Annotated in this window: 20 protein-coding genes and 1 pseudogene; 10 read left to right on the top strand and 11 right to left on the bottom strand. The window is 62.6% G+C overall.

Annotation, left to right across the window (positions count from 1 at the left end):
* Positions 1-179: 179 nt before the first annotated feature.
* Together QX204_RS27650 and QX204_RS27645 are read left to right on the top strand one after the other, a co-directional pair.
* On the top strand, positions 180-596 hold the full coding sequence (locus QX204_RS27650; RefSeq protein ID WP_218721768.1) for a hypothetical protein: 417 nt from the start codon (positions 180-182) through the stop codon (positions 594-596).
* Between the two features lie 474 nt (positions 597-1,070).
* Entirely contained in the window at positions 1,071-1,223 is a 153-nt protein-coding gene (locus QX204_RS27645; RefSeq protein WP_174562648.1) for a hypothetical protein, read from the top strand.
* A 193-nt stretch (positions 1,224-1,416) separates the two neighbouring features.
* Here the strand turns inward: QX204_RS27645 and QX204_RS27640 are convergent, their stop codons facing one another.
* Entirely contained in the window at positions 1,417-1,860 is a 444-nt protein-coding gene (locus QX204_RS27640) for a DUF3099 domain-containing protein (protein ID WP_062984908.1), read from the bottom strand.
* 95 nt (positions 1,861-1,955) lie between these two features.
* Between QX204_RS27640 and QX204_RS34480 the strand changes: the two are divergent.
* Positions 1,956-2,459, top strand: a pseudogene (locus QX204_RS34480) (cytochrome ubiquinol oxidase subunit I); the annotation flags it as partial.
* Between the two features lie 165 nt (positions 2,460-2,624).
* On the opposite strand, the gene QX204_RS27630 reads toward QX204_RS34480, so the two are convergent.
* Together QX204_RS27630 and QX204_RS27625 are read right to left on the bottom strand one after the other, a co-directional pair.
* Positions 2,625-3,245 carry a mycothiol-dependent nitroreductase Rv2466c family protein gene (locus tag QX204_RS27630; RefSeq protein ID WP_062984906.1) on the bottom strand — a complete coding sequence of 207 codons (621 nt, stop codon included), beginning with the start codon at positions 3,243-3,245 and terminating at the stop codon, positions 2,625-2,627.
* A gap of 101 nt (positions 3,246-3,346) precedes the next feature.
* Positions 3,347-3,568, bottom strand: coding sequence for a YgaP family membrane protein (locus QX204_RS27625; protein WP_062984903.1), 222 nt, complete (start codon positions 3,566-3,568; stop codon positions 3,347-3,349).
* A gap of 109 nt (positions 3,569-3,677) precedes the next feature.
* Between QX204_RS27625 and QX204_RS27620 the strand changes: the two genes are divergently transcribed.
* The 4 genes from QX204_RS27620 (at position 3,678) to QX204_RS27605 (ending at position 6,909) form a co-directional block, all read left to right on the top strand.
* Positions 3,678-5,837: an MMPL family transporter gene (locus tag QX204_RS27620; RefSeq protein ID WP_062984901.1), complete on the top strand. Its 2,160-nt coding sequence runs from the start codon at positions 3,678-3,680 to the stop codon at positions 5,835-5,837.
* A 79-nt stretch (positions 5,838-5,916) separates the two neighbouring features.
* Positions 5,917-6,186 carry a metal-sensitive transcriptional regulator gene (locus tag QX204_RS27615; protein ID WP_062984899.1) on the top strand — a complete coding sequence of 90 codons (270 nt, stop codon included), beginning with the start codon at positions 5,917-5,919 and terminating at the stop codon, positions 6,184-6,186.
* A gap of 48 nt (positions 6,187-6,234) precedes the next feature.
* Positions 6,235-6,474, top strand: a complete 240-nt coding sequence (locus QX204_RS27610) for a YgaP-like transmembrane domain (protein WP_062984897.1) — start codon at positions 6,235-6,237, stop codon at positions 6,472-6,474.
* Positions 6,475-6,501: 27 nt separating this feature from the next.
* Positions 6,502-6,909 carry a DUF302 domain-containing protein gene (locus QX204_RS27605; protein ID WP_062984895.1) on the top strand — a complete coding sequence of 136 codons (408 nt, stop codon included), beginning with the start codon at positions 6,502-6,504 and terminating at the stop codon, positions 6,907-6,909.
* Positions 6,910-7,539: 630 nt separating this feature from the next.
* On the opposite strand, the gene QX204_RS27600 is transcribed toward QX204_RS27605, so the two are convergent.
* The 5 genes from QX204_RS27600 to QX204_RS27580 form a co-directional block, all read right to left on the bottom strand.
* Complete coding sequence (locus QX204_RS27600; protein ID WP_062984893.1) at positions 7,540-8,178, bottom strand: TetR/AcrR family transcriptional regulator; 639 nt, start codon at positions 8,176-8,178, stop codon at positions 7,540-7,542.
* Between the two features lie 212 nt (positions 8,179-8,390).
* Positions 8,391-9,434 (bottom strand): ferredoxin--NADP reductase, encoded by a 1,044-nt coding sequence (locus tag QX204_RS27595; RefSeq protein WP_062984987.1) that lies wholly within the window; start codon positions 9,432-9,434, stop codon positions 8,391-8,393.
* 62 nt (positions 9,435-9,496) lie between these two features.
* Entirely contained in the window at positions 9,497-10,354 is an 858-nt protein-coding gene (locus QX204_RS27590) for an SDR family NAD(P)-dependent oxidoreductase (protein WP_062984890.1), read from the bottom strand.
* Positions 10,351-11,832 (bottom strand): flavin-containing monooxygenase, encoded by a 1,482-nt coding sequence (locus tag QX204_RS27585; protein ID WP_063816139.1) that lies wholly within the window; start codon positions 11,830-11,832, stop codon positions 10,351-10,353. The genes QX204_RS27590 and QX204_RS27585 overlap by 4 nt, the downstream gene beginning before the upstream one ends.
* A gap of 225 nt (positions 11,833-12,057) precedes the next feature.
* Complete coding sequence (locus tag QX204_RS27580) at positions 12,058-13,044, bottom strand: AurF N-oxygenase family protein (RefSeq protein WP_062984888.1); 987 nt, start codon at positions 13,042-13,044, stop codon at positions 12,058-12,060.
* Between the two features lie 323 nt (positions 13,045-13,367).
* On the opposite strand from QX204_RS27580, the gene QX204_RS27575 reads away from it, so the two are divergent.
* The 3 genes from QX204_RS27575 (at position 13,368) to QX204_RS27565 (ending at position 16,630) form a co-directional block, all read left to right on the top strand.
* A complete protein-coding gene (locus tag QX204_RS27575) occupies positions 13,368-13,646 on the top strand; it encodes a DUF4873 domain-containing protein (RefSeq protein ID WP_243750073.1) in 279 nt (92 codons plus the stop codon).
* Between the two features lie 61 nt (positions 13,647-13,707).
* Positions 13,708-15,342 carry an MFS transporter gene (locus tag QX204_RS27570; RefSeq protein WP_063816138.1) on the top strand — a complete coding sequence of 545 codons (1,635 nt, stop codon included), beginning with the start codon at positions 13,708-13,710 and terminating at the stop codon, positions 15,340-15,342.
* Positions 15,343-16,429: 1,087 nt separating this feature from the next.
* Positions 16,430-16,630 carry a hypothetical protein gene (locus tag QX204_RS27565; RefSeq protein WP_143876026.1) on the top strand — a complete coding sequence of 67 codons (201 nt, stop codon included), beginning with the start codon at positions 16,430-16,432 and terminating at the stop codon, positions 16,628-16,630.
* A 1,051-nt stretch (positions 16,631-17,681) separates the two neighbouring features.
* Here QX204_RS27565 and QX204_RS27560 read toward each other — a convergent pair.
* The 3 genes from QX204_RS27560 to QX204_RS27550 all read right to left on the bottom strand — a co-directional run bounded on the left by QX204_RS27560 (position 17,682) and on the right by QX204_RS27550 (position 21,337).
* The gene (locus tag QX204_RS27560; RefSeq protein WP_062984883.1) at positions 17,682-18,896 is read right to left on the bottom strand and encodes a cytochrome P450; all 1,215 of its coding nucleotides are present in this window, start codon (positions 18,894-18,896) and stop codon (positions 17,682-17,684) included.
* A complete protein-coding gene (locus QX204_RS27555; protein ID WP_022565926.1) occupies positions 18,893-19,423 on the bottom strand; it encodes a PaaI family thioesterase in 531 nt (176 codons plus the stop codon). Before QX204_RS27555 ends, QX204_RS27560 begins: the two co-directional genes overlap by 4 nt.
* 282 nt (positions 19,424-19,705) lie before the next feature.
* The gene (locus QX204_RS27550) at positions 19,706-21,337 is read right to left on the bottom strand and encodes a long-chain fatty acid--CoA ligase (RefSeq protein WP_062984881.1); all 1,632 of its coding nucleotides are present in this window, start codon (positions 21,335-21,337) and stop codon (positions 19,706-19,708) included.
* Positions 21,338-21,345: the final 8 nt, after the last annotated feature.

Raw genomic sequence — 21,345 nt, 5'->3', positions numbered from 1 at the left:
CCTCGCGAGCGAGGATGAAGCCTCCCGATCGAGCTGCGGCACCTTTGCGTATGCGTGCTCCCCGGGCGCGCGGAATGAAGCCAGGGTGGGGGAGGTGCAGCTGTCCGGCCTACAGTGCTCCCCGCCCGAGCGGGGATGAAGCCACCGCCGGCCCCATTACAGGCAAGTCATGAGACTGCATGGTTCTGAGCGCCAAAGTGAACACCACGCGAGCGCGAATCCCGACACCACCTGCCGACGGCTCGATGTCCGTCAGCGCGAATTTCAACACCGCCGCCCGAGCTCGGCTCGTCCGGCGCGCTCGCCGTCCGGCGGCGCCAAGCCGCCGATCGCTGCTGATCTGGGCGACCTCCGCGTGCCGAGGGCGATTCGGCGGCACGACGACCCGCAACGCAACGGCCCTTCCTCTGGCTCGGGTGGTGTCGAAATTCGCGCTGACGATCGGCAGACCAAGATCGCGAAGTGGTGTTCGAGTTCGCGCTCGGGTGGTGTCAGTTTTCGCGCTCTTAGCCAACTGCATGCCGCTGCGGGAGATGCCGATGATGGATCATCTCCGTGTCGTGGGTATCGGCGAGTTCAGCCAGCATCTGTGCTGAGGGATCGCATCGACTGTCCGGTGACAGTGAAGATGAGCCACGCCAACCTCGCTGACCTGCGGTGGCCCATTTTGAGTGGCAGACTCCCCGACCCGATTTGCCATTCAAAGTGAGCCAACTCTCTCCATCGGCCACGGCGAACTGGCTGGTCGGGCTCTCGATGGTCCAGGTTCAGTGGCAAGGCTGCGTCGATGGCTCAGGTGGGTTGGCAATAGCCTATTTTCACTGGCAACGGACATCGGCTGAAGCGTTGCTCAGTGTCGGATCTCACCGATCCGATTGGTGAATTCTGACGTCGCCGGGTGTGGCAGGGCGGGATTGTCGACCAGTTGGCAGCACGCAACAGTGACAGCGGCGACCAGCAGAGTTCCGGGCGAAGATCCGTTGAGACAACGCTCAGCTAAGCCAGCGACGGGCCACTGGCCAGCGATAATCCCGGCGACGTCGATGGTCACCCCAGCCATAATCTCCGACGTGAAAGAAGTCGAGGTCGTCGTCCAGTACGAGCGCGCGACTCTGCACGTCGGCGGGGTGTTCCTGAAGATCGACGCTGAACAGTCGAACACCGACACCAAGGTCGAGGCGATGGCCGGCACCGTTCCCGACTCCGGATGTTCTGTGGCGTAAGCCACCAGTGCTCGCGCTCGCCGCTCTGCCAGGATTGGCACTCGGCGCCTCGGTGAGCCGTCGACCGCATCGCCAGCGGCGTGGGCCGCAGCGGGCGCCACCATACGGAAGCTGCACGACGCGCCGCTACCGCCATGGCCCGGCCGCAGCCTCGACGCGCACGCATCGGAGCTCAACCGCAAATGTGCAGCGCTTACCAGGAGCGGGGTGGCCCCACCAACGTAGTCGCACACAACCGCCGGATAGCCGAGATCGCGCTTCGGCCGTGAACGCCGGCATTCACCCACGGCGACCTCCAGATCTCCCATGTGTTCGTCGAAGGCGATGAGGTCACTGGCGTTAACCGGTGCAGCGAGGGAAGGCGTTTCTCGCGGGGTGGGCGGTCGTTGGCGATCAACACCGCCATCCACGACAACGGCAGTGTCACCCCCATGATCGCCGCGGCCACCCAGCCGGGACCACCAGCGGCGTACACGGCGGTGGCCAACAGCAACGACGGCACCCGACACGCCATCAGGACCACGTACTTGCGGACCCGACGGCGATGCTGTTCGGGGTAGGACAAGCCCACGGCGGTGATCAACGCCGCCTGCCGCTCGTCCCCGTCGGCGGCAGAGCCCGGCGCAGACCGTTTCATGCGCAGGCCTTACCCGCCTGTGCCGGACCGAATCACCGCGCGAATGTCGGATCCGCAGTGAGCGCATTGCTGACTGTATCGTCGGCCCGGATGCGATGTCGGTGACCGGCGCCTGGCCGAGCTGCTCCTGCGCGATCACGGCGGGCGAAGCAGATGCCGGTACGCATTGCCACCGATGTCGACGGGTGGGGCCCGGGAACTGTTTTAGGCGAGCAGGCGCGGGCATTTCGCAACAGGTCGTGTTGGGGCGATCGGATCGTGCAGTCCCGAGTGGCGAACTGACTTGTCACAGGGGGCGGAAAGGGGCTGTGATGGTGTCGAACACAGTGGTCTCGCTCCTGGTGGCGAGTGGGGAAGGACCGCCGGGCTTGTTGCCCGCTCGCCAGCAGATGGCGTTCTCGTTGGGCTGGCATATCGTGCTGGCCTGTTTCGGTGTCGCCTTTCCCGCCATGATCTATGTCGTGCACCGGCGTGGCCTGGTCCGGGAGGATTCCGTCGCGCTGGGGCTGGCCAAAAGGTGGGCGACGGTCTCGGCGATCCTGTTCGCGATCGGTGCTGTTTCCGGGACGGTGCTCAGTTTCGAAATGGGGCTGTTGTGGCCGGGGCTCATGGGCCGCTACGGCGATGTGCTCGGTCTGCCGTTCGCCTTGGAGGGCCTGGACACCAGTTATCGGGGCCCACCCGGGCGCGGACAGCCTCGATGTGGGCGCCGCAGCCCGACCAGGTGGTTTTACCGCAGGTGCGGCATCGCACCGGTGAGCACATCAGCGGGCCTCCTCGGTGGTGGCATCAATTGTGGGCGGGCCTTGATAGGGGCGATGCAGGGCAGCGAATCCCGGGGTGGTCGCGGCGGTGACCAAGGCGGCGAGCAGGCCCGGGCCGCGCTGCGCGGTCGGGGATTCGGTCAGGACGGGGCCGTGGAAGCCGTGTCCGTCGATGACGATGATCGGACTGCCACCGGCGCTGCCGAGCGCGTCCTGACTGGCTCGGTGGGTGTTCGCGAGTTCGGCGTCGAGGGCGGTGTCCTCGGTACGCTGGGCCAATGCCGGATCCAGGCCGGCCTCGGTGAGTGCGTCGGTGAGCGCGTCGTGATCGATCTCGTCGCCGCGAACGTGCAGTCGTGTCCCCAGCGTCTCATACAGTCGCGCGAAGGCCTCGCTTCCGGCGGTGTCGGTCGCCGCGGCGAAGACCCGGCCGAGGCGGCGTGATCGCTGGATCATCGGCTTGTGATCGGCGTCGACGTCGCTGCCTTCATTGAGCACCGCCAAGCTCATCTGTTGTAGCCGCACAGTGTGCGGACCGGATTCGGTGGCGGCGAGCAGCCACCGCGAGGTCACCCATGCGAACGGGCAGACGGGATCGAGATACAGGTCGATTTCGGCCATCGACGGCCTCCTGAGGGAAATGGTAGGAACGGCGGCTGGCGCCTTGGCATGAGCCGTGGGCCGCCGCGCAGGGTTTCGATGCGGTGCGAAAGTTGGGCCGATCAGTGGCTGCCGCGGGGTCGACCCTGCAGGTCGACTCCCAACACCGGACCGAGCAAGCAGAAGTTGAACACTCCCGCCGCGATGGGGACCAGCCCGATGATCGCCACCACGATCCCGGCGGTCCCGCCGACCAGGAGCAAACCCGCGGCGATCACCACGATTCCGGCGGCGATACGGGCCAGGCGCCCGGCGGTACTTCGCATGAATTCGACGATGCCCATAACGCTGCACTCCTTCGACACAGGAACAGGGGTTGCGCTCGACTATACCCCCTGGGGTATTGTCGAACTCGATATCAATATACCCCAGGGGGTATTAAAGGAGGGTCGGATGACCGAAACGAAGCTCGATACCGCCTCGGCGAAACCACCCCGCACGACCTCCGGGCCAGGAATGCTGGGCCGGTGGGGCGCGTTCATGGCCGGGCGCACCCGGGCAGTGATCGGGATATGGCTGCTGGTGCTGATCGCACTGGGCGCGGCCGCGCCGAGTGTGTTCACCTCCCTGGCCGGGGCAGGGTGGCAAGCCAACGGCTCGGAATCGGTCCGTGCCCGCGAGCTGGCTCAGCAGCATTTCGGCGGTAATTCCTCGGCCGCGGTGCAGGTGGTGATCCATTCCGACACCGCCACGATCGGTGGCCCGGCGATGGCACGGGTGGTCGAGCAGGCCACGGCGGTCTTCGCCGGGGACGAGCGGATCGGGCAGGTGATCGCCCCGCAGCCGGGGTTCACGATCAGCCCTGACGGACACACCGGCATCGTGATCGCGGGCGCCAATGCCTCCACCGATGACATGGTCAAAGCCGTCGACGAGCACAAAGCCGCGTTGACCGCGCTGTCGAAAGACGGGATCGAGGTGTATCCGACCGGGGCGTCGGCGTTGTGGAGCGATTTCAATGTCGCCAACCACGACGCGATGATCCAGGCCGAGATGTTGTCGTGGCCGGTCACGTTGGCGATCATGGTGCTGGCGTTCGGTTCGCTGGTCGCGGCCGGGCTGCCGCTGCTGCTGACCCTCGCGGGCTTGGTGGCCTCCGCGGGTGGGTTGGTGCTGCTGAATCAGATCACTCCGATCTCGGTGTGGGCGATGAACTTCGCCATGATGTTCGCCCTGGCCCTGGGGATCGACTACGCGCTGTTCCTGGTCGCGCGCTTCCGCGACGCGCTGGCCCGCACCGGCGATCCCCGCGCCGCGGTCACCGAAACCATGGACACTGCCGGCAAAGCCGTCCTGCTCTCAGGGCTGACGGTGCTGGTGAGCTTGTCGGCGGTGCTGATCGTGCCCGCTCCCGCCGTGCGGACCATGGCGGTCGGGATCATGCTCGCGGTGGTGTTCGTCCTCGCCGCGACCCTGACCCTGCTGCCCGCCGTCCTCGGCGCGCTCGGCACCAAGATCAACGCCGCCGCGCTGCCGTACGCGCGCCGCCAGCAGCACCGCTCGCCGGTGTTCGCGCGCTGGGCCCAGATCCTGCACAAGCATCCGTGGCCGTTCGCCGCGGTGGCACTGGCCATCCTGATCGGGCTGGCCGCACCGGTGTTCGGGCTCAAGACCGCGATGCCCTCGATCGCGGTCGTGCCCACCGACGCGCCGGTGCGCCAGGGCTATGAACTGATCGCCGAGCAGATGGGCCCCGGCGCCCCGGGCATGCTGTCGATCATCACCTCGACCGCCGACGCGGCGGCCACCGAGACCATCGCGCGCGCCGGCGACGGCATCGTCATGCTCACCCCGCCCCAGCTCGCCGTCGACGGTGCCGATCTGGTGATGATGCAGGCCATGCCCGCAGTCGATCCCTCCGCACCGCGGATGGCCGAAATCCTGGACCGGTTGCGTGCCGACCTGCCCGCCGACGCGGTGGTCGGTGGCGCGGCGGCGGAAAACCTCGACCTGCAACAAGCCCTCGACGACTATCTGCCGATCGTGGTGGTCATCATCTTGGTGCTCGGGTTCGTGTTGTTGCTGATCGCGTTGCAGGCCCCGCTCATCGCTGCCCTGGGAACCCTGGTCAGCCTGCTCTCGACCGCGGCCGCGTTCGGGGTGGCCAAGCTGATCTTCCAGGACGGGCACGGCGCCGAGCTGCTCGGCTTCACCCCGCAAGGGTTCCTCGACGGGTGGGGGCCGGTGTTCTTCTTCGCGATGATCTTCGCCATCGCCATGGACTACACGGTGTTCTTGCTGGCCACCGCCAAGGAACACTACGAGCGCACCGGCGACCCCCACGCCGCGCTCCTGGACGGGCTCGCGCATTCGGGGCGGGTCATCTTCGCCGCCGCGGCGGTGATGGTGGCGGTGTTCTTCACCTTCGCCCTGGCCGACCCGCTGCCCCCGAAGGAGATGGGCATCATCCTGGGTGTCGCGGTCCTGCTCGACGCACTGCTGGTGCGGTTGGTGCTGTTGCCGGTGATTCTGCGCCTGACCGGGCACGCTGCCTGGTGGAGCCCGGCGTGGCTGACCCGGGTGCTGCCCACCATCAGCTTCGCTCACCACTGACCCACCGGCCAACCCACTTCCTCGGAACCCCCTATACCCCATGGGGTATAGGGGGGAGGATCCGAGAAGGGAAACATCGATGATCGGCAACGACGACGCTATCGCGCAGGTACTCAACAGGCTGCGCCGCGCCCAGGGCCAACTCACCGGGGTGATCGCCATGATCGAGGACGGGCGCGACTGCAAGGACGTGGTCACCCAACTCGCCGCGGTCTCCAAAGCGCTCGACCGCGCCGGATTCAAGATCGTCGCCACCGGCCTGCGCGAATGCCTCACCGAGACCCCCGAGGGTGAGGCCGCGCCCATGAGCATCGACGAACTGGAAAAGCTCTTTCTCGCCCTGGCCTGACCCCGCACAGCGCGGGGTCGGGTACGCACACTGGAAGGACTCCCGCCGATGGCATTGCCACCGCGACCGCACGGATGGACCATCACCCGCCTCGTCCCGGCCCTGGCCGGGACCCTGGTCCTGCTCAGCGTATTGCTGAGTGTGACCCTGTCCCCGTGGTGGCTGATTCTGGCCGCCCTGGTCGGGGCGAACCTGCTGCTCTACAGCGCGGCGGGCTGGTGCCCGGCCACCCTGGTGATGCGCCGACTCGGTCTGACCGACACGACCTGCCCAACCCCCACCGCCTGACCACTCTCCTCGGATCGGAGCACACGAATGGACCTGGCCCTGTCGACCACGCTGCACACCACCTTCGACGACGCGCTCGAACGCACCCGAGACGCGTTGGCCGAGCAAGGATTCGGCATCCTCACCGAGATCGACATGCAAGCCACCCTCAAAGCCAAACTCGGCCACGACATGGAGGACTACCGCATCCTCGGCGCCTGCAACCCACCCCTGGCCCACCAAGCGGTCGAGATCAACCGCCAGATCGGGCTCCTGTTGCCCTGCAATGTCGTGGTCCGTCGCGACCGGACCGACACCGACACCATCATCGTCGAAGCGATGAACCCCCAGCTCATGGTCGCAGTCACCGGTCAGCCCGCACTCGATCCGGTCGCCGAGGATGCCACCACCCGCCTGCGCGCAGCCCTGGCTGCGCTGGGGGCCACGGGGATTTGACATGACGCCCACCGTCCCGGTCTATCCCGGTCACTGCGCCAGACTGCCGCGCCTTCCCAACGAGCCGATCGTCCCTACGGCCCTGAGCCGATTATCGACGACCCGAATAACCTTGGCACGCCGCTCGGTGAGACCACCCACCACATCTCACTCCGGCCTTCGCCAAGCCTAGGCTTTCCGACCGACCCGCCGAGCAAGCGCGCCGGTTCGAGACCTCGGACTCCGAGTGCACCGGTGGTGACTGGTTGCAGAGCGGGACCGATGGCGTCCTTGCCGGTGCCCGGCCGGGGGGATGCGTATCGCACTCACATGTAGCACCGGTGCATCAGCCACTGGCACTGAAGCAATTGAATATCAAGGAAATGATAGAATGATTGCCAACGCGAGGTGGTATGACGTGAGCAATGGGGCTGGATACATTGCAGCGCAGCTTCCTTCCAGAACCCTCATCAGCAATTACAGTAGCTATAGCCCGAAATCCTTTCTAATCTGCAGCAGACCCCGCACCCCAGCGCGGTCCTGAACCTGCTCGTCGGCCGTGCTGGGCCTGGCAAGCCACAGCAAAGCGACCGAGATGGTACGCCTGGAATGTAGGCCTTTGATCGGACTTCGTTGTCATGCGAAATCCGCCTAGAGCAGTCCAATATTCTCGGTGTGCAGCGTCGCAGTCGGATCGATTCGGATCCCCCGGGCTCGCGACGACGCATCGATAATTCCCCAAATGATAGCGCTGAGATGATCCCGGAAGGCCGAGCGGGACATCGCGGATGGGTCGGCTTGCGAGTTAATCCACCAATCGGTTGCGGAGAGGCTGGCCCCTATGATTGACTGCACGACCAAATCTATGCCGGTGCTGTCCGCGCCAACGTTCTCCAACACGGCGGCGAAATGGCCAGCAATGAAACCGGCGAGCTCGCGTGCATCCTCCAGGGCCTGATCGGATTCTGATGAGCTCTCGCTAAAATGACTCCGCACGAGATATTTGAAAACGTTGCGGTGCTCGTCGACCAATTGCGTATATTGCTCGACGAGCTGATTCATCACTTTACCGATCGGCTCGGATCCGAAGTCGACCGCATCGAGAATGTTGGTCCACATGAGGTCCTTCGCCCGCTCCACCACAGCGGCACGGAGGCCCTGTTTGTCGTTGAAGTGGCGATACAGCTTAGGTTTTGTTGCGCCTGCTTCCCGGGCGATATCGTCCATGCTGGCCTCGGGGCCATATTTAGCGAAGGCTTGGTACGCGGCATCGACCAGCTCCGCGCGCACTACGGCCCGATGCTCTTCCCAACGGCTTGATCGTGCGTCAACTCGCCGAACCACCGAGCTACCGACCTCCAACATTTTCCGTCGCGCGCCTGCCACGATGCCGATCTTACGCTACGGGCTACACGGATGGACAAGTACACGAGGTCGGCAGCCCGTTAACGCCTGGATTCTGGCGATGTCACCGCCGGACGGCCACTGCCGGTTGTGGACGGTTAGCCGAATGTCACAATGACAGTATCGGTGATCGGTAGAGACTGGCAAGCCAGGCGGTCGCCCTCCTCGATGTCGTCCTCGTCGAGTACGTCGTTCACTCTCATCTGTATGTCACCATCTATGACCTTGCATACGCACGCGCCGCATCCGCCTTCGCGGCACGAGTACGGCGGCGAAAAGCCCTCGTTCAGCAGGACTTCGACGAGCGTAAGATCCTTGGGCCATTGAAGCTCGGCACGGTCACCATCGAGGTAGACCACGAGACGTGCCTGCTCCGTGGTCATCGACTGCTTGACGCCAATTTCGGTGTCGAATGGATCGGAACGAAGAGATTGGAAAATTTCTCGATGGAGATTGCCATGCGGGATGCCGACATGATGCGCTACGTCGCCCACTAGGTCCATGAAAGCTGCTGGACCGCACACGAAGTACATTCGATTCTTATATGCGCTGCAGAGTTCTGAGAGAGTTTCTCGGTCCGGGAGTCCTCGCTCGCTCTCCAGCCATTCTATGAGAATGAGCCGTTCCGGAAACTGTTTCGCCATATAGCGAAGGTCTTCGCCAAAAATTACGCTCTCTGCGTCCTGGTTCGCGTAGAAAAGCACAAGATGGCCATCACCCTCGAGCAGGGCTGACTTGATAATTGAGATGATCGGCGTGATGCCACTGCCAGCTGCTAGCAGTACCATATCCGAATTCAAATCCTGCGGCGTGAAATGTCCGCTAGGCGGTAGCACGGACACGATAGTGCCAGTGGCGATATTGTCGCACAGCCAGTTGGATCCATACCCACCCGCTGTGCGTTTTACTGTGACAGCCAGCTCGTCCTCGGTGTGCGGAGAACTCGACAGCGAGTAGCAACGGGCTACAGGTTCCCTCTCGCCACTCCCAGGAATGCGCAACGTCAGGAACTGTCCCGGAGTGTACGAGAATGTTGCCCATTGATGCTCCGGGACTTCAAACCATATCGAGACCGCATCCTGCGTCTCCTGCACCACGCGTGACACAGTGAGCTCACATGGCATATTTTTCTTCGAGAACATTCCATCTCCCTCGATGCTGGACAGCCACTGTCGGAAGTCCCGTCTAGCCCGGCGGACCGGCATCAAATATTGTAATTCACCAGACCGTATCGGCGACCTATCGCGAATCCGAGGCGGGCCAGAGGCGCGTTGAGGTCCTGGTACCTAGGCCCTACCGCCCGCGTAATAACATCGAAGCCGAGGGCGTCAGGCCCGATGAGAACGCGTGGCTTATTGCGACGCACGCCTTTAATGATTGAATCCGCAGCGCCATCGGGTGTCGTGAGAGCAATCCGATCGAATCCGGCAACAATCTTCTTTTGATCGCCCATTGTGCCGACGCCCCGAGCATCCCGTACGATATTGGTCCGGACACCACCGGGATGAACGCAGGTTACACCTACGGGCAAGCGGTTAATTCGCATCTCTTGACGCAACGCTTCGGTGAAACCTCGGACAGCGAATTTGGACGCGTTGTACGCGCTCTGGCTGGGTATGGCCATCAGCCCGAAAACGCTCGAAACATTGACAACGTGGCCGTCACCTGAATCAATCAGATCCGGAAGAAATAGTTTTGTTCCGTTAACCACCCCCCAGAAATTGATGCCCATCAACCATTCGAAGTCGATCCATTCCATGTCCACTACATCGGCGCCTAGCGCAACGCCTGCGTTGTTGACGACCATGCTGATTGATCCGAAGTCCGCCAGGACGCGGTTCCGGTAATCCTGGAATGCGTGACGATTGGCTACATCGAGCTCATAGGGTCGGCATTCTGCACCAAGCGAATTGCAAACAGTGGCGGTCTCCTGTGCGCGTTCCGCGTCGATATCAGCGATCGCGAGCCGTGCGCCGTCGCCAGCCAGCCGAATTGCGACGGCGCGGCCGATGCCCGAACCGCCACCCGTTACCGAGACCACCCGGTCTCTGAAATCTTTCATTTCGGAAGGTTCCCCTTTTCGAGCGCATTCGGGAGGTCGGCGGTGTATTGTGCACCGGCCAACTCGCCGACAAATCCGAAATCCGCCGGCGCCAGTTTGCGAGTGCGCCGCCAGTATTGCCATGTGAAGCCCGGCCAAACAGTTCGGTTGACGCCCTGTGCGTCGAGGTACCAACTTGTACACCCGCCGCTACTCCAGACTCCCTTGACCAGCTTGGCCTGAATTTCGGAGTTGAATTTCCGCTGGACCGGCTCGCGTACTTCTAGCGCAGCTGCGCCACGTTTGTTGACAAGATCGATCGCCGAGATGATGTAACTGATCTGGCATTCAATCATAAAGACTACGGAGTTATGGCCTAGCCCTGTGTTGGGGCCGAGTAGGAAGAAAAGATTGGGGAACCCGGCGGTGGTGATGCCGAGGTGCGTCTGGATCCCTTCGTCCGACCAAACCGTTGCGAGTTCCCTGCCGGACAAGCCCTTGAGGCGAAGACTTTCAAACCCGTCGGTCACATGGAATCCGGTCGCGTAGATGATCACATCCGCTGGACGCTTCTCACCGTTCCGTGACACGATCGCATCCTCGGTTATCTCAGAGATACCTTCGGTGATGACGGTTGTGGTTGGTCGATTCAGTGCTGGATAGTAGTCACTCGAGCCGAGAATCCGCTTACATCCGATGCGATAGCTAGGCGTGAGTTTACCGCGCAATACGGGATCATCGATTCCCTGTGCGATGTTCCACTTGGCAATGCTCTCAAGTGGGCGCATGAGGTTGAGGTGACCATTGAGGCCCATTGACAACGATTCTGCTGACCAGTAGATAGCGGCCCGGACTGCCTTCGCAAGGATCGGCATCCTGGTGAATGCCGCACGGATAGATTCCGGGATCTTGACATTCTTCCTTGGCAGTACCCATGCTGGCGTCCGCTGGTATACGTGCAGTTCAGCGGCTTCCTTGGCAATCTCGGGAATGAACTGAATCGCACTGGCTCCGGTGCCGATCACGGCGACCTTCTTGCCCGCCAATGAGCAATCATGATCCCACTGCGCCGAATGAAAGACTGTGCCGTTGAAGTTCTTCTGCCCGTCAATTGTAGGGATGCTCGGTATGTGTAGCGCTCCGACTCCTGAGACTAGGAACTGGGCGATGTACTCGTGGCCGTCGGATGTGACCAGATGCCAGGCGGAATCATCGGGATCCCAATGTCCGGATTGCAGTGTCCGACCAAAATGAGTGAACCGATACAGATCGTACTTGCGTGCTAGCCCGGTGAGATAGTTCTGGATCTCGTCCTGCCCTGCCCAGAGCCGACTCCAGTCCGGTTTGGGTTCGAAGGAGTACGAGTACATATGCGAAGGAACGTCACATGCGCAGCCCGGATACGTGTTGTCGCGCCACGTTCCGCCGATCTCGGTCTCTTTCTCGATAATTAGGAAGTCATCTATTCCCGCTCTCAGCAACTGTATTGCCATCCCCATTCCCGAAAATCCGCTTCCGACGATGAGGACTTGCGCCCGGTGGACTGTGGCTCGCGCTCCGTCACCTCCCGAGCCATTGGCCTTTTGTGCATACTTGGCAGATCGACTTTTGCTCATCGGTTTCCTCTGGCCGGTGCGGCTCGCCCAGTGCTAGCCGCAAATTCATGTGTCGTGCGAAATTCCTGGCCACGTCCGTGCGCTTGTGTTTTCGCCGGACTGGGCTGCTCACCGCTGGGCGATATCCTCGGGGAGGCTCCTGGACAGACGCCACAGGAACATTGTGATGCGGCCTTCGATCATGCCGGCCTCGTCAAAGAACCGGATCATCGGCTCGGACATGAACTGCAAATTCTCCCGGTAGTGTGGACCGGACTGGCACGCCAAGAACCCACGTAGTGGATGCACGCCGACGACACGGTACAGCTTCGGGTTGATCAAGATGGGATAAGCCAAGTTCGCGACGACCGCGAGCACGCCGCGGTGCCATGCTCTCGAGGCTCGTCCCCGTACGCGCATACCATCGACAAGTTCGGTTCGCGCGAACGTGATGTGGCGTGCCTCTTCGAGTACATGGATCTTCATCAACTGCCGGACCTGTGGCTGTAGACGCTCGTCATTCATCGCCTCGCGCTGGGCCCTATCGAGGATCTCTTCGATCAACAGCGTCGCACCCTGAATGGACGGCCCCAGCGGGATGAAGTGCAGGATCTTCGCCATCGAAAGGAACCCGCGCGGGAGCTTGTAGGGCGGGATGCCCGTTTTGGCAATCAAGCGCGCGAACATCATGGAGTGGCGGCTCTCGTCGCCAACTTCGGCGAGTGCGTACAGCGACTTGTTGTCGACGAGGTCCCCTGTGGTGTTCTGCCGTAGCAATGCCATGCTCAGCAAATTCTCAGCGTAGATGCCGAAGCTGAGAATGCTCACGAGTTCATGCTTGCCCAGCTCAACTTTCTGTGCGTCCGAGAGCCGGTCCCAGATCTCGGTGCCGAAGAGCGACACCCGGTGTTCGGGCAGCCATGCCTTATCCGGCCACCATGGACTATCCCAGTCGATGTCAACCTCGGCGTCATAGGACTTCTCGGCAGAGGTCTTGAGCAGTCGCCCGGCCGATCGTTGAAGATCGGTGCGTCGGCGTCCGCTCACGCGGGCCATGCCGTCAGTGGTAACGGCTATCGGCCCGGCGCTGCGGCTTCGAACTTCGCTTGATGTCATTGGTCCATCTTTCGACTCGGCCGATGGCACAGCATCGGCGTATCTGGCACGGTGTGCCACCCCGTCGGAATGCTTGGACTCCCGCCCAAAGTTACCCGAACGATGGGTAGCGGATACTCGGGGTATGGGGTAACTTTGACTGCGGCAGACCGGATTGTCAAGCGGTCAACGCCCTCGGATTCCGACGTCGGCCCACCACACCGGCAGTGCTGGTGTGGTGGATCCCGTTGCAGGCGTCGGCTGGCGATCACGCGAAGGAAGCCACAGTGAATTCTCATAGTCCGCACGATGACTCCGACTACATCGGGTCCGCGACAGTGATCATGGCAAGCACGGAAGTTGAGGTGCAGGTCGAGCTGCGTGGCTTCTTCCAACCCATCGATGGCCGCTTCTGCTGGTACGGGCGGGTTGGACAGAGTGACATTCTCGACGAGTTTCTGCAGGGTCGTCGACGTTCGGTAGTGGTCCGGACTTCTGCCGGCGAAGCTGCCGGAACCATCGGTGATCGAGACTTCTGGGGTCGCTATCGGATTCAAGGCCGCGGTCGCCCGCCATACCCCACGCCGTCATCACTAGACGAAGTCGAGGCGACGCCGAGTTGAACTACAGACCGCGAAGACGGACGGCGACAACCAGCCGCTTGCGAATGGAACCGGAACCGACATGATCCGCTTTGGACACCTGCTCGACGCCCGAAGATCCGCAGCCTGGACCATGATTGTCACCTGCGGCGCAGTGGCTCTCGTTGTCGCGGCTATGGCAGCGCTCTATACCGCGCTCCCCGCTATAGCCTTGGACACGGGCGCGGATCAAAACGCGCTTACCTGGATAGTCGACGGCTATACGCTGGTGCTTGCTTGCCTCGTGTTGCCAGGGGGCGCGATCGGCGATAGATATGGACGTCGACGTGTTCTGACGGCAGGCTTGGCCGTATTCGCGGTCGCTTCTGTGGTGCCCGTGCTGGTCGATGCCCCGATATGGCTCATGCTCTCCAGGGCTGTGGCGGGAGCCGGAGCCGCCTTTGTCATGCCTGCGACTCTCTCGCTTCTGACCGCAAACTTACCGGTGGACAAACGGGAGTACGCGGTCGGGGTGTGGGCAGGTGTCGCCGGTTCCGGCGGAGTAATCGGTATGGTCGGATCCGGTCTGCTCCTCACACGTTGGTCATGGCACTCGATTTTCGTCGGCCTGACCGTCGTCGCACTGCTGCTGTTGGTGCTTGGTCTCACCGTCCCTGATTCACAAGACACCGAATGCCCGCGGCTGGAGGTTCGCGGCATGTTCTTGGTGGTACTGGCGATCGGGACGACGGTATTCGCGGTCATGGAGGCTCCGACGCGTGGTTGGACCGATGGCTGGGTCTTCGCCATGGGAGCGACCGGCGCAATGAGTGTCGTGGCCTTCATCGTCACTGAACTCCGTGTCGAGCACCCCTTGCTTGATGTACGGCTGTTCCGCCGCCGAGGTTTCTCGAGCGGTGCGTTGTCGATAACCATTCAATTCCTCGTGACTTTCGGTGTGATGTTCCTGCTGGTGCAGCATTTCCAGCTCATCTTGGGGTTCACGCCCCTGCACTCGGCCTTGGCGCTTGCCCCGATGGTTGCTCCCCTCATCGTGATGTCTCTCGTCTCACCGATGATCGCCGCGTGGCTGGGGCTCCGGGTGACGACCACGACCGGGCTACTTACCATCGCAGTCGGCTTGTTGGCCCTCCAGCGCCTCGACACCGGTTCGTCTTACCTCGATGTGCTCTGGCCGCTGCTGATCATGAGCGCTGGCCTGGGCATGTCGGCCGCTCCCGCCACCAACGCGATCATGCTCGACACGCCCTTGGAGAAACATGGGGTATCAGCTGCGGTCAACGACGCAACTCGAGAGATCGGCGCCGCAGTCGGTGTCGCCGTCGCCGGCAGCATCCTGTCGGCGAACTACACGTCGAAGATCGCGGAGGTGTTACCCCGCCTTCCTGAGCCTGCTCGCGACCCGGTGCGGAGTTCGCTGGCTGGTGCACTCGAAGTCGCTGAGCGCGCGGGGGCTGCGGGAGAGCCCCTCGCCGAGTATGCGAAAGCCGCCTTCTGGGATGGAGTGGAACACTCCGCGTTCGCGCTGGCCGTGATCAGCCTCGCAGGCGCGCTGATACTCATCCCGCTCTCTCCTGGACGCACAGTCGACGAAGGCCACAAAGTCAGTTGCGTTCGCCGGGGCCGTCGAAATCGTCTGCGACGCCTCCGGCTTACGCGTGGTGCGCGGAGGAAGCGGTTGGAGTCAATGCCTACCATTGAACCGGCGCAACGGTAAGCCGAACGCACTTTCCGGATCCGTTCACACTTGCGGACCGCTTCAGGGCGTCAGCAGAACAGCCAGTCGGGAGCGAACTCCGGTGATGAACTCTCGTCGCCGACGTGCTCTCGGGTGGTCGGCTAATGGCACATGCCCGATCTGAGTGACTGCCCGGTTGTCGTGGTGTCCGGCCCGAGAGTGGGCCCCGTTCCTGGTCGATAGTTGATTATGTGGCCAGTGTCTCTGATCTTGGAATGACGGGGTCCCGTTCCCGCACATGGACGGACTGTTGGTCGATGCGGTTCGTGGGGTCGGGTCCGTGCGAATCGACGCCGCAACTTTGCGATGCGGTGGCGCTCTGCCCGAGTGGCTCAGCGCCGTCCCGGTGGATTCACGGCCGTATCGGCGGCAACTGGCCGATATCTCGGTCACTGCCAGCGAAGCGGCGATCGTGTTGCTCGTCAGCAGATTGTTCTGCGACAACATCGACTTCGGAAAGACTTTCGCCGAGCAAGTACCTTGGCTCGCCGCACGCCGCGGGCGATGGACGTTGTTCTGCAGCGGGTGTTGGGAGCGGTGGCGTTAGTCCTGGGTGGCCGCCCGGGAGCGCCGTTGGACTGGACATCTCGCGGCGCGGACCGGATAACCCTGCTCCGCCATGTTCGTGCGATCCCTGACCTGCCGCAGCCCAACTATGCGCGGACGGCTCCGCGCTATGCCATGGACACCGCTACGCCACGATCCTGATCGCATGGAATCTCGCCGCCCGATCGACGTGCTCACAGATTGCAGCGCCAAGACTCTGAGAATATGGTTACAGACCCTTCTTGACATCGAGATCATGTGCCGCGACCGGGCCGACCCCTACTCCGGAGGTGTGGCCAGCGGGGAGCCAGTAGGATTCCAGGTCGCTGATCGGTGGCACATCTGGGAGAACCTCGGTGACGCCCTCGAACACGCTATCGCACCGCGCCGACACTGCCTGACCGCCGCGGCGGGCTGCCTCGATGACGCCCCCGCAACTACCCGATATCGCCGAGGTCTCCGCAGGCTTGCATCGTGGTCCGGTCGAGCCAGGTCTGCGCCAAGACAGGGTCGCGATCCGATGCCAGCAGCGTTTCGCCGAGGTCCAGGAATCATCTACGAGTTCAAGCCCTATCTCCTCAGCGGTGGAATAAGGGATGCACCCGACGCCGCCCTGCTGTTTGACGCGATCACCGCCTGCGGCTATCGAAGTCAGCCGAACCTCGTCCGCGCCCATCAGGCCTTCCTCGATGCCGCTCACATCACCGGGCCCCAATTATGACCGAACCTGCTCGCACAGACCCAAATGACCAGTGGCGCTTCGACATGACTCTACCGCCAGCCCGGATTCGACGCACCCGCTGGTCACGTTCGTTCGCCGCGATCATCAAGAGCCGTGTGAGAGGCGACGCCACCTTCGGCGAATCCTCCTGAGCGGCTGAGCAATTCACACAGTCGAATTGCGAAATAGTGCCAGATCCCTGATTCGGCCGGAATTGAACCTGGCACCGATGGAAGTGAGCGGCCCGCGGAAGTAGTCCGCGACTGCCCACGCGATCGCCAGTTTGCGGTACGCGGCAAAGAGTGGTTTACTCAGCGATTTCTCGTAAACCTTGCGGTGGAACTTGTTGTGGGCCTGTTCCATTTCGGCAGTCCGACACCGGGCGCCTGGCGGTGCGGGATGAAGAGGCCGTTCCCTGGTAGCCGCCGTCGGCGATGACCATAGCGGTGCGGCAGGCGTCGGCGCCGGATTCCGTCCAGGCCTGCGGTGCAACGGACGTCCGATCACGACGACGACTTCGTTATCGGGCGTCGATGACGACCAGATGGTGGGTCGAGTACCAGTGGTTCCTACTCGGTGCGGCAATGTACGGTCGCAGGTCGGACCAGGTGCTGACCACCGTAAGCACCACACCGTGCGGGATCGGACCGGGGTCGCAGCGCCAACGTAGTACCAGGTCGTCGATCACCGGGGTTGGCCGGCTTCCATTCCGAGTACCGCCGCGGGTTGACGCATCGTCAGATTCGTCCGCGGTACCTGGCCACCAGTAACACCTGGCCCTCGAAACACAACTCTCGATGTCGGCCCCGCAACGACCGGTCGGTGCCCTCGTGCGGAAGCCGTGTGGTCGGGCGAGCGAACATGCGTGGCCACAGCCCGGAGATCAACTCCATCATCGAATAAGCCGCCGAGTGGCTACCCCCAGAACAATACTCACTGCTAGTCGAACGAATTATGGACAGCCGTCAGGAGGAGCTCATCGGCAAAGCCGCCAGGGGCTTGTTGTTTGCCGGATCAACTCTGTCCGATGAACTATCAGAAGTCCAACGGCTTATGCGGTGACCACCTTCAAGGTCGAAAGTCCGCGAAAAGACAGCCCGGTGCGCCAGCGGGGCTGCTCGACCAGCCGAAGATCGGGAAATCGGGACGCCAGGAGCGGGAACAATATTGCCCCTTCGAGCCGTGCAAGCGGTGCGCCGAGGCAGAAATGGATGCCGGCCCCGAACGACAACGGCGGGACCCCGGTTCGGGTGATGTCGAGACTGTCGGGGTCGTCGAACCGATCCGGGTCTCTGTTGGCTGCCCCAAGCAGGATCAGTACGACCTGACCGGGATGTAAATCAACTCCCGCCAGTCGCGTCGGCTGGAGCACCGTACGCCCGTTGGTCTGGACGGGGGACTCATAGCGCAATAATTCTTCGACTGCGTTGCTCGCCAACTCTGGCCTGGCACGAAGTTCGCGCATTTGGTCAGGGTGGGCGAGCAGCGCGGCGACGCCGTTGCCGATCAGGTTCGTGGTGGTCTCGAACCCTGCCGCAAACAAAAGAATCGCGGTACCGACGCATTCGTCGTCGTCTAGGATGTCGTCGCCATTCGCGACGGCGAGCCGGCTCAGTAGGTCATCGGTAGGGCGGGCGCGTTTGACCGCCAACAGGTCAGCGAAATATGCGGCAAGTTGGTCTTCGGCGTCGCAGGCTGCTGTCAAGGCCGCGATATCGGCACCGGGTTCGAGCGAGGCCAGCAGGGCCCGCACCAGTGGGGCTGCTACTGCTCTATCAGTAAAGGGCACCCCGAGTAGATCTCCAATCACATTCACGGGCAGCGGGAGCGCCAGATCGTTGATGATGTCGACGGAGACCCGTGCTTCCATGACATTGAGCAAGTGGTTGACCTGTGTGACGATACGGCCGCGCAACGCGTCGATGTGCCTCGGGGTGAACACGTCGGCGACCAACCGACGCAGCCGGTGGTGGTCAGGAGGGTTGCGGAACAGCATGGTGCGTCGGAACCGGTGCATGGCCTGATGTTGCAGCTCTTCAGGAATGTCGGACAAGCCGAAGCCCAGCGACTCGTCGGCCTTGCCGAGGCTGCGGTCGCGGAGCGCCGCCGCGCAATCGTCGTAGCGGCTCAATACCAGCACCCCCGATCGTGTAACCAACACTGGTTGCGTCTGGCGCAGCCGCCGGAACGCCTCATAAGGTCCGGCCGAGCCGTGATCGGTTAGCAAGGCGTCCAGGAGCAGTGCTCGCTCGCTCGGTACAGTCATGCCTGTCTCCTTGCACTCACCGGCGACTGCAAGAAATGTTTGACATCGACCACAATGAACAGTGCTGTGGCCGTGACAACCAAATGTCCCCCTGCATCCTCGATTCTGGCCCCGAGATGTAATTTCCGGCCATCTCGAGACCGTAGTTCGGCGTGCAGGGCGTAGGGAGTGTCGAGCTGAACCGGAGCAAGATAGTCGAGGTCGAGATGGCGCGTCACGGCGAGTTCGCCGACGGTGTATAGCAGGAAACCGAATAGGTCGTCGACTACTGTCGCCACAGCGCCCCCGTGCACTATTCCGGGCGCTCCTACATGACGTCGATCGAATCGGTGGTGAGCGACCACGCCGCCTGCGCAGCGCTGGGCCGTCAGAAAATGCCCATGCGGGTTGGCCGGTCCACAACCGAGACAGTTGGGATGGTGGGGAGGCAACTCAGTCGATCGAGGTTCCAAAAGTCGGAACGAACGCACCCATTCCTCCAAGTCGGGATCGGACGACCTGCCGCCCGTGTCCGATAGATTGCTCATGGTCAGCCTTCCTGTCGATGAAGCCGCACCCAACATCGATCTCGAGCGTGACCACTATGCAAATACATATCGCGCACGCCAGAGGTGGTGCGCAGCCGGTGGCCCCATTCCACCACCACCGGCGCGAAACGTGCCGTGCACTGGGAGGTGACTCCCATCTTCGTTTGCAGCCTTTCGCCGATGTCGACGTGCACGGTAATGTCGCCGGTGTCGCGAAAGCTTCGCATTATGGGTATCAATGTCCTGTTCCGTCCTACTCAGGACCAGGCATGGAGACAATTCCTAAATCTCGACGACGGTCAGCTCGCCGTTCGCATGCAGGGTGCGCAACCGCTTCTTATCGAACTTGCCGACCGAGGTCTTGGGCACCTCTGCGGTGAAGCTCCAGCGCTCAGGCAGCCACCACGTGGCGACCTTGCCGTCGAGGAAGTCACGCAGTTGGGCAGGTGTTACTTGCCGCCCGTCGCGTACGACGATCACAGCGAGGGGGCGTTCCTGCCACTTCTCATCCGGGACCCCGATTACTGATGCCTCGAGCACGTCGGGGTGACCGGCGAGCAGAAGTTCGAGCTCGACCGAGGAGATCCACTCCCCGCCGGACTTGATCACGTCCTTGGTGCGGTCGGTCAGCGTGACAAAGCTGCGTTCGTCGATCCGGCCGACATCGCCGGTGCGCAACCAGCCGTCCTGGAACTTATCCCCGCCATCCTCTTCGCCGATGTACGAGCCGGTAATCCAAGGTCCGCGCACTTGCAACTCACCGACGGCTTCGCCGTCGTGCGGGAGCTCATTGCCTCCGTCGTCGACGATCCTAAGCTCGACTCCTGCAACCGGACGACCTTGGGTCGCTCGCAGACGCCACCGCTCCTGGGCGTCGAGCGACGCCGGTGGACGCGCGACAGCCGCTAGTGGCGAGGTCTCGGTCATTCCCCACGCCTGTACAACCTGTACGTTGTACCTCTCTTCGAAGGCCTTCATCAGATGAACGGGTACAGCTGAGCCACCGCAAGCGACCAGGCCTAGAGACGAGATGTCGTAGCTGGGGTTGGAATCCAGGAAGTCCAAGACGTCGTTCCAGATGGTCGGGACTGCCCCGGCGATGGTTGCCTTGTGGACGTCGATCAGCCGCACGAGCGGCTCGGCCTGTAGGAACCGGTCAGGCATGAGCAAGCCGGCACCCGCCATGAGTGCGGCGTAGACCAGCCCCCAGGCGTTCGCGTGGAACATCGGGACGATGGGGAGGATTCGGTCATCGCTGCTCACGCTCAGTCCGTCGGCGGCGCAGGCCGCCATCGAGTGGAGGTAAGTCGACCGGTGGCTATAGGCGACACCTTTGGGGTCGCCGGTGGTGCCAGAGGTGTAACAGGCCGCGGCCGCAGACTGCTCGTCGAGGTCTGGCCAGTCGAACGTCTCGGGCTGGGCGGAGATGAACTCCTCGTAATCAACGACTGTCAGTCCCTCACGGTGCAGCGGGGTAAGGTCCACCTCTCCGGTGACAACGATGGTATGCACGCTAGTGAGCTGCAGCAACACTGAGGCCATCATGGGTACTAGGCTTCCATCGACAATCACGACTTGGTCCTGAGCGTGGTTACCGATGTAAACAAGCTGATCGGAGGCGAGCCGTAGATTCAGGGTATGCAGCACCGCTCCCATCGAGGGCACTGCGCAGTAGGCCTCCACGTGCTCCTGGTTGTTCCACATGAGGGTCGCGACGCGCTCATCGCCTGTGATCCCGCAAGCCCGCAATGCGTTGGCCAACTGAGCGGACCTCCGTCCGATTTCGGAGAACGTAGCAACCTTCACGCTTCCGTCAAGTTGCAAAGTCCGCACGGTCGCCGAGCCGTGCACACTCGAGCCGTGGCGCAGAATCGCCGCGGTCGTCAACGGGACGTTCATCATCGTGCTCTGCATAGCATTTC

The sequence above is a fragment of the Nocardia sp. PE-7 genome, from assembly GCF_030486425.1.
In the GTDB taxonomy this organism is placed as follows: domain Bacteria; phylum Actinomycetota; class Actinomycetes; order Mycobacteriales; family Mycobacteriaceae; genus Nocardia; species Nocardia salmonicida_A.
The sequence above is the reverse complement of the archived record's forward strand: the minus strand, read 5'-3'. Positions and strand labels throughout refer to the sequence as shown.